The organism is Rhodohalobacter sp. SW132, from assembly GCF_003390325.1.
GTDB lineage: Bacteria > Bacteroidota > Rhodothermia > Balneolales > Balneolaceae > SW132.
In genome coordinates this window covers 175,024-182,398 of record NZ_QUOK01000011.1, presented here as the reverse complement: position 1 = coordinate 182,398, position 7,375 = coordinate 175,024, and the positions used below count along the sequence as shown (strand labels likewise).

The 7,375-nt window shown below is 44.4% G+C and carries 7 protein-coding genes, 1 tRNA gene and 1 pseudogene; all 9 read left to right on the top strand.

Features of this window, described 5'->3' with window-relative positions; all coding sequences use genetic code 11:
- Window positions 1–199, top strand: a pseudogene (gene tuf, locus DYD21_RS17855) (elongation factor Tu); the annotation flags it as partial.
- Window positions 200–271: 72 nt separating this feature from the next.
- Window positions 272–344 (top strand) — tRNA-Trp (locus DYD21_RS17850).
- Between the two features lie 77 nt (window positions 345–421).
- Window positions 422–619: a preprotein translocase subunit SecE gene (gene secE, locus DYD21_RS17845; protein ID WP_116038361.1), complete on the top strand. Its 198-nt coding sequence runs from the start codon at window positions 422–424 to the stop codon at window positions 617–619.
- Window positions 620–1,186, top strand: a complete 567-nt coding sequence (gene nusG / locus DYD21_RS17840; protein WP_116038360.1) for a transcription termination/antitermination protein NusG — start codon at window positions 620–622, stop codon at window positions 1,184–1,186.
- A 62-nt stretch (window positions 1,187–1,248) separates the two neighbouring features.
- Window positions 1,249–1,680, top strand: a complete 432-nt coding sequence (gene rplK, locus DYD21_RS17835) for a 50S ribosomal protein L11 (RefSeq protein WP_116038359.1) — start codon at window positions 1,249–1,251, stop codon at window positions 1,678–1,680.
- Window positions 1,681–1,695: 15 nt separating this feature from the next.
- Complete coding sequence (gene rplA / locus DYD21_RS17830; protein ID WP_116038358.1) at window positions 1,696–2,394, top strand: 50S ribosomal protein L1; 699 nt, start codon at window positions 1,696–1,698, stop codon at window positions 2,392–2,394.
- Window positions 2,395–2,412: 18 nt separating this feature from the next.
- Window positions 2,413–2,937, top strand: coding sequence for a 50S ribosomal protein L10 (rplJ, locus tag DYD21_RS17825; protein WP_116038357.1), 525 nt, complete (start codon window positions 2,413–2,415; stop codon window positions 2,935–2,937).
- Between the two features lie 56 nt (window positions 2,938–2,993).
- Entirely contained in the window at window positions 2,994–3,368 is a 375-nt protein-coding gene (rplL, locus tag DYD21_RS17820) for a 50S ribosomal protein L7/L12 (protein WP_116038356.1), read from the top strand.
- A gap of 159 nt (window positions 3,369–3,527) precedes the next feature.
- Window positions 3,528–7,343, top strand: a complete 3,816-nt coding sequence (gene rpoB, locus DYD21_RS17815) for a DNA-directed RNA polymerase subunit beta (protein WP_116038355.1) — start codon at window positions 3,528–3,530, stop codon at window positions 7,341–7,343.
- The last annotated feature ends 32 nt before the right edge of the window (window positions 7,344–7,375 follow it).

The window sequence follows — 7,375 nt, the reverse complement described above, 5'->3', positions numbered from 1 at the left end:
GCAGTTTTACTTCCGTACGACCGATGTAACGGGTTCATGCCAGTTGCCGGACGGAGTGGAGATGGTGATGCCCGGAGATAATGTAAAGCTGGATGTATCGCTGATACAGCCGGTTGCGATGGAAACAGGTTTGCGATTTGCGATCCGTGAAGGCGGGCGTACCGTAGGCGCAGGCGTAGTAACCAAAATTAATGACTAAGCCAATAGGCGCTTAATGCGAATATTTTGAGCACGGGGTGAGGCTGAGATCAGCTCTCACCTCTTGCTGTCTACGGGCGTAGCTCAGTTGGCAGAGCACTGGTCTCCAAAACCAGGTGTCGGGAGTTCGAGTCTCTCCGCCCGTGCAACAAAGAATTGGACAGCTCTGGATTAATGCAGAGATGAACAACAAGAGTCAGGTAATTGTTAAGTTGAATAAAGCATGCAAAAAATAAAAGAATTTTTAGATGGTGTACGGACAGAGATGAAAAAAGTCTCCTGGCCGGATCAACAAGAGCTTATCGATAACACTATTATTGTTGTCGTGTTCACCATTATCGTAACAACTTTTATTTTTGGTGTGGATCAGGTTTATAGCACCGTATTGGATGCTATTTACAGTTTTGGAGGCAGTGCATAAATGAGTACCGACAATGATTTCGAATGGTACGTAGTTAGAGTTTTCACCGGTCATGAAAAAAAGGTGAAAGAATATCTCGTCAGGGAAATGGAGGAGCAGGGTATTCAGGATAAAATAAATGAGATACTCATCCCTACGGAGACCATTGTAGAAATCAGATCTGGAAAAAAGAAAACCAAAGAGAAAAACTTTTTCCCAGGTTATATGCTTCTTCACACAAATTATGACGAAGAAGTAAACAACCTGGTACAGGGTGCACCTTCTTGCATAGGATTTTTGAAAACAAGCAAGAATGAAACCATCCCGCAGCCTCTCAAGAAAAGTGAAGTTGAAAGAATATTGGGACGGGTTCTGGACAACCAGGAACTTGTTGAAAGCGGTGGTGTTGTAGACATACCGTACAAAGAGGGTGATATTGTTAAAGTTATTGATGGTCCGTTTAAAGAATTTGACGGAACCGTACAGGAAGTACTTGCAGATAAACTGAAACTCAGGGTATTGGTAAGTATTTTTGGCAGAAAAACCCCGGTTGAGGTAAACCTGAATCAGGTTGAATCAACAGCTTAAGATCTTTTTTAACGTGAGCTATTACGCAGCAAACAGAAGAATGAATCACTAATTGATTCTATATGGCAAAAAAAGTAGATAAAGTGCTAAAACTTCAAATTGTTGGTGGACAGGCAAACCCTGCTCCTCCGGTCGGTCCAGCTTTAGGCCAGGCGGGTATCAACATTATGGAGTTTTGTAAAGCATTTAACGCAAAAACCCAGGACAAAGCTGGTACAATTATTCCGGTTGAAATCACGGTATTTGCGGATAAGTCGTTTACGTTTAAGACGAAAACGCCTCCCGCAGCAGTACTGTTGAAAGAAGCCGCCAAAATTAAATCCGGCTCAGGAGAACCCAATCGTAAAAAAGTTGGAAAAGTAACCTGGACGCAGTGCAGGGATATTGCCGATCAGAAAATGGAGGACTTAAATGCCTTCGATACTGATCAGGCAGCAGAAATGATCGCTGGAACTGCGCGAAGTATGGGATTGCGTGTAATCCGAGATAAATAAGAGGATTTAAAGAAAATGGCAAAGCGAGGTAAGAAATATCGTCAGGCGGCAGAATTGATTGACGCTGACATGGAGTATACCATCGAAGAAGCTTGCGACCTGGTGAAAAAAACAGGTAAAGCTAACTTCAATGAGTCTGTAGATTTAGATCTGCGGCTTGGTGTTGATCCACGTCATGCTGATCAAATGGTTCGCGGCACTGTTTCTCTTCCGCATGGTACAGGTAAATCTGTACGTGTACTGGCTCTTGTAAATGAAGCCAAAGAAGCTGAAGCAGAAGAAGCCGGAGCCGATTTTGTTGGTCTGGACGAATATATTGAAAAAATTGAGGATGGTTGGGCCGATATCGACGTGATTATCGCCACACCGGACGTAATGGGTAAAATCGGAAAGCTTGGGAGGCACCTCGGACCACGGGGACTCATGCCTAACCCTAAAAGCGGTACGGTTACCATGGATATTGCTGCTGCTGTAAAGGAGTTCAAATCCGGTAAGATTGACTTCCGGGTTGATAAAGCGGGCATTTTGCACACCTCTATTGGAAAAGTTGAATTTGATGCAAGTGAGCTGCGTGAAAACGCAATTTCATTTCTTCAAACAATTTTGAAGATGAGGCCTGCATCAGCAAAAGGGCACTACATTAAAAGTGCATTTATTAGCACTACAATGGGCCCGGGCATCCAGATCAGCCGATCATCCATTACTTCAATTTAGAAACTAAGAGGATACAACATGCCTACATTATCAGATAAGAAGGCAATTGTGGAAGAAATTACCGAAGAACTCAAGGGTTCAGACGGCCTCTATATAACCAACTACAAAGGTATGTCAGTTGGAGATATGGCCGATTTGCGAACAGAGTTTCGCAAAGGTAATGTCCGTTACAAAGTGTATAAAAACACGATGATAAAACGGGCTATGGAAGCAATTGGCGGTTATGATGAACTCTACCCATTTTTAAATGAACAGAATGGATTTGCATTTGTAGAGGAGGAGTTCGCAGCTCCCGCAAAAGCGCTCAAACAATATATCAAGGATCATAATAAGCCTGAATTTAAGGCTGCTTTGATCGACGGTGATTTCTATGGCGAAAAACAGCTGGACACACTGGCTGCCATGAAGTCTAAGAGTGAGGTAATTGGCGATATTGTTGGCCTGTTACTCGCACCCGTATCAAATGTTGTTAGCGCTCTGCAGGCACAGGGAGAAACTGTTGCCGGTGCTGTGAAGACTATCGCTGAGAAAGGCGAAGAATAACCAATATATTATTTCAACTTTTTTAATTATTAAACGACGAACGGAGAAATCTAACAATGGCTGACGTTAAAGAAATCGCAGAACAACTTGTTAATTTAACAGTAAAAGAAGCCAACGAACTGGCTAAAGTACTCGAAGAAGAGTATGATATCAAACCAGCTGCAGCTGCTGTTGCAGTAGCAGGACCTGCCGGAGGTGGAGAAGATTCCGCTGAAGAGCAAACTGAATTTGATGTTGTGCTCAAATCTGCCGGTGCTAAGAAAATTGCTGTTATTAAAGAAGTACGCGGAATTACCGGTCTTGGCTTGAAAGAAGCAAAAGAGCTGGTAGACGGTGCACCTAACACCATTAAAGAAGCTGTTTCTAAAGATGAAGCAGAAGAGCTGAAGAGCAAACTTGAAGACGCCGGTGCTGAAGTAGAACTGAAGTAAGCCGGAATCTACGCAATTTGTCAGAGCCAACACCGTTAATAACGGTTGTTGGCTTTTGGCGTCTACAACACCTGTATTTTTTTACGTCTAAACGTGCAACTACAGTCGTTTCACATCTTACTTTTAACCTAAAGGAGAGGCTTCCTTTTGAGTACTACTATGGAGAAAATCCCATTTACCGACCGACTTTCATTTGGCCGAATTAAACACGTAATAGACTATCCCGATTTTTTAGATATACAGCTCGAATCATTTAACTATTTTGCACAGCTGGATATCGCCCCTTCGGATAGAGCAGATCAAGGCCTCCAACGAATATTTAACGAAAATTTCCCCATCAGCGATAGCCGGGAAACACATATTCTGGAGTTCGTTTATTATTCGGTCGATACCCCGAAATACAATATGAAAGAGTGCCAGGAACGCGGTCTGACGTACGCCATTCCACTAAAGGCAAAGTTACGACTCTCCTCTCTGGACGACTCAGATGAAGCCGCCGAGACCATCGAACAGGAAGTTTTCCTTGGTGATCTTCCCTGGATGACAAACAGGGGTACCTTTATTGTAAACGGTGCAGAACGTGTGATTGTAAGTCAGTTGCACAGATCGCCCGGTGTCTTTTTCGGTCAGTCTGTTCACCCGAACGGTACGCAACTCTATTCTGCACGTGTTATTCCTTTTAAAGGATCATGGATTGAATTCACCAATGATATTCGTGATGTTCTCTGGGCATACATTGACCGGAAGAAAAAGATTCCGGCAACGACGTTGCTTAGAGCTCTCGGTTTTTCATCGGATATGGATATCCTGAATCTCTTCGGCCTTTCTGAAGAAGTAGAAGTAAGCAACAAAAAAACCTTTAACGACAAGGTTGTCGGTCAGCGCCTTGCTGTAGATGTTGCAGTGGATGTGACAGAAGAGGTTGTGGACGATGAAACAGGTGAAGTTACAGAAGCCACAAGCAGAAAAATTCTGCTTGAACGAGATCATGAGATTGAAGAAGATGATTATGGAGTCTTCAAAGAAGCCGGTCTCAAAAAGACACAGATTCAAAAACTCGGTACTGAGGAATCAGACCGGTCTGTGGTGATGAATACGCTCAGAAAAGATTCATCACACGATGATGTTTCCGCACTTTCTGAAATTTATCAACAAATTCGTACCGGTGAAATGCCGGATCCTGAAACGGCACGACAGGTACTTGAGCGACTGTTTTTCAGTGATAAGAAATACGACCTTGGCGAAGTTGGCCGATACAGGCTGAATAAGCGATTAAAAGTAGACGTAGATCCCGATATTCATTATCTGACCAACGAAGATGTGGTTGCGATTGTGAAAGAGGTGATCCGTCTTAAAGAGATGAAGTCCCAGGTTGATGATATTGATCACCTGAGTAACAGGCGTGTTCGAACAGTAGGTGAACAGCTGGGACAACAGTTTGCCGTTGGACTTGCACGTATGGCACGTACAATCCGCGAAAGAATGAACTCCCGCGATGCTGAGCAGCTCACACCGCAGGATCTTGTGAATGCCCGTACCATATCAAGTGTAATTAACAGCTTTTTTGGTACAAATCAGCTATCGCAGTTTATGGATCAAACCAATCCAATAGCTGAGATTACACACAAACGCAGGATGTCAGCTCTTGGACCCGGTGGATTGACGCGTGAACGAGCCGGATTTGAAGTTCGTGACGTTCATTATACTCACTATGGCCGCCTTTGCCCGATTGAAACACCTGAAGGTCCAAATATCGGTCTGATTACTTCACTCTGTATTCACGCAAAAGTAAACGATTTCGGGTTTATCGAAACCCCGTACAGAAAAGTGAAGGAAGGAACCGTAACGGATGAAGTTGAATATCTTGCGGCCGAGCAGGAAGACGAAACTGTTATCGCGCAGGCAAATGCTCCGCTTACTGACAGTGGAAATTTTGAGAATGACTCTATATTCTCTCGATTCAGAGAAAGTAATGTTGGCCTTGCAACACCCGATGAAGTGGAATACATGGACGTTTCTGCAAACCAGATTACATCTTTGGCAGCAGCACTGATTCCATTTATCGAGCATGATGATGCCAACCGTGCACTCATGGGCTCAAACATGCAGCGACAGGCTGTACCCTTATTACGACCCGATTCCCCGATTGTAGGAACCGGTCTCGAGCAGCGTGCTGCAAAAGACTCCCGTGCTATTATCAGTGCAGAAGGTGATGGCGAAGTGGTGTATGTGAGTGGAGATGAAATTCGCATCAAATACACCCGTTCAGAACTGGAAGAGAATTGCTACTTCGATGGCGGTATTAAATCATACAGACTGAAAAAGTTTGAGCGCAGTAACCAGGATACCACGGTAAACCAGCGTCCGATTGTTGATGTTGGCGATAAAGTGAAAGAAGGTGATGCGATTGCCGACGGATGCGCAACACAGAAAGGTGAACTTGCCCTCGGACGTAATCTCCTTGTAGCATTTATGCCGTGGAGAGGGTATAACTTTGAGGATGCGATTGTAATCAGTGAACGAATTGTTCAGGATGATATCTACACCTCTATCCACATCACCGAATTCGAACAGCAGGTTCGGGATACAAAACGTGGCGAGGAAGAGCTTACCCGCGAAATTCCAAATGTAAGTGAAGAAGCGACACGTAACCTGAATGAGCAGGGAATTATCCGTGTAGGTGCAAAAGTACAGCACGGGGATATTCTGGTTGGAAAAATTACACCGAAGGGTGAAACGGACCCAACCCCTGAAGAAAAATTGTTACGTGCTATTTTTGGCGATAAAGCAGGCGACGTAAAAGATGCATCACTTAAAACACCACCCGGTGTAAAAGGTGTGGTCATCGATACAAAACTGTTCAGCCGTAAGCGCGATGAGCAAATCTCCCGTAAAGAAGAGAAACAGCTTGTTGAAGCCGAAAATGAACGTCACGCTCAAAAACTTTCAGACCTGAATTCTAAGTGGGCTGATAAGATGTATAGCCTGCTGAGGGACAAAACATCCCCTGGCGTGTACAACTACAGCGGAGTTGAGCTGATACCAAAAGGCGAGAAGTATAAAAAATCGGTTTTTGAAGAGTTGGATCCGGTGCACATCAATGAAAATATTGACTGGGCAACCGATGGTGAACTCGTTGAGCATGTAAAACTGTTGTTCAAAAACTATCGTGACCTGCGCCGAGAGGTGGATACCGATGCCAAGCGCCGAAAATATCAAATCCAGGTTGGAGATGAATTGCCACCGGGTATCATTCAGAAAGCAAAAGTTTACGTTGCTAAAAAACGGAAACTCCAGGTGGGTGATAAGATGGCCGGGCGTCACGGAAATAAAGGTGTGATTGCCAAAGTAGTTCCACAGGAAGATATGCCGTTTACTAAGGATGGCACACCGGTTGATATTGTACTTAACCCGCTTGGTGTACCCTCACGTATGAACCTTGGCCAGATCTACGAAACGATTCTGGGTTGGGCCGGTCTAAAACTGGGTGTGAAATATGCATCCCCAATTTTCGACGGAGCGTCATACGATCAGGTTCAAGATGAACTTAAGAAAGCAGGACTGCCTGAAGACGGCCGGGTACAGCTTTATGATGGCCGTTCCGGTTATGCACTTGATCAGCAAACAACTGTGGGTGTGATGTACATGCTGAAACTGAATCACCTGATTGAAGATAAAATGCACGCACGCTCTATCGGGCCATACTCGCTGATTACACAGCAGCCCCTTGGCGGTAAAGCACAGTTTGGTGGCCAGCGCCTCGGAGAAATGGAGGTATGGGCACTTTACGCTTACGGAGCATCAAACATCCTTAAAGAGATGCTTACCGTAAAGAGTGATGATGTAAAAGGACGTTCGAAAGTGTATGAAGCTATCGTGAAAGGTGAAAACCTGCCCGAAGGCGACATTCCAGAATCGTTTAAAGTGCTGCTTCGTGAATTAATGGGTCTCGGACTCGAAATTCACATCGACTAAATTTTGTTCTGTTAAATAAATCTAAACGGAGG

Excerpts from the sequence above, each read along its gene's own strand:
- nusG (WP_116038360.1), top strand. The coding sequence starts at position 620 with ATGAGTACCGACAATGATTTCGAATGGTACGTAGTTAGAGTTTTCACC.
- rplA (WP_116038358.1), top strand. The coding sequence starts at position 1,696 with ATGGCAAAGCGAGGTAAGAAATATCGTCAGGCGGCAGAATTGATTGAC.
- rpoB (WP_116038355.1), top strand. The coding sequence starts at position 3,528 with ATGGAGAAAATCCCATTTACCGACCGACTTTCATTTGGCCGAATTAAA.
- rplL (WP_116038356.1), top strand. The coding sequence starts at position 2,994 with ATGGCTGACGTTAAAGAAATCGCAGAACAACTTGTTAATTTAACAGTA.
- rplJ (WP_116038357.1), top strand. The coding sequence starts at position 2,413 with ATGCCTACATTATCAGATAAGAAGGCAATTGTGGAAGAAATTACCGAA.
- rplK (WP_116038359.1), top strand. The coding sequence starts at position 1,249 with ATGGCAAAAAAAGTAGATAAAGTGCTAAAACTTCAAATTGTTGGTGGA.
- secE (WP_116038361.1), top strand. The coding sequence starts at position 422 with ATGCAAAAAATAAAAGAATTTTTAGATGGTGTACGGACAGAGATGAAA.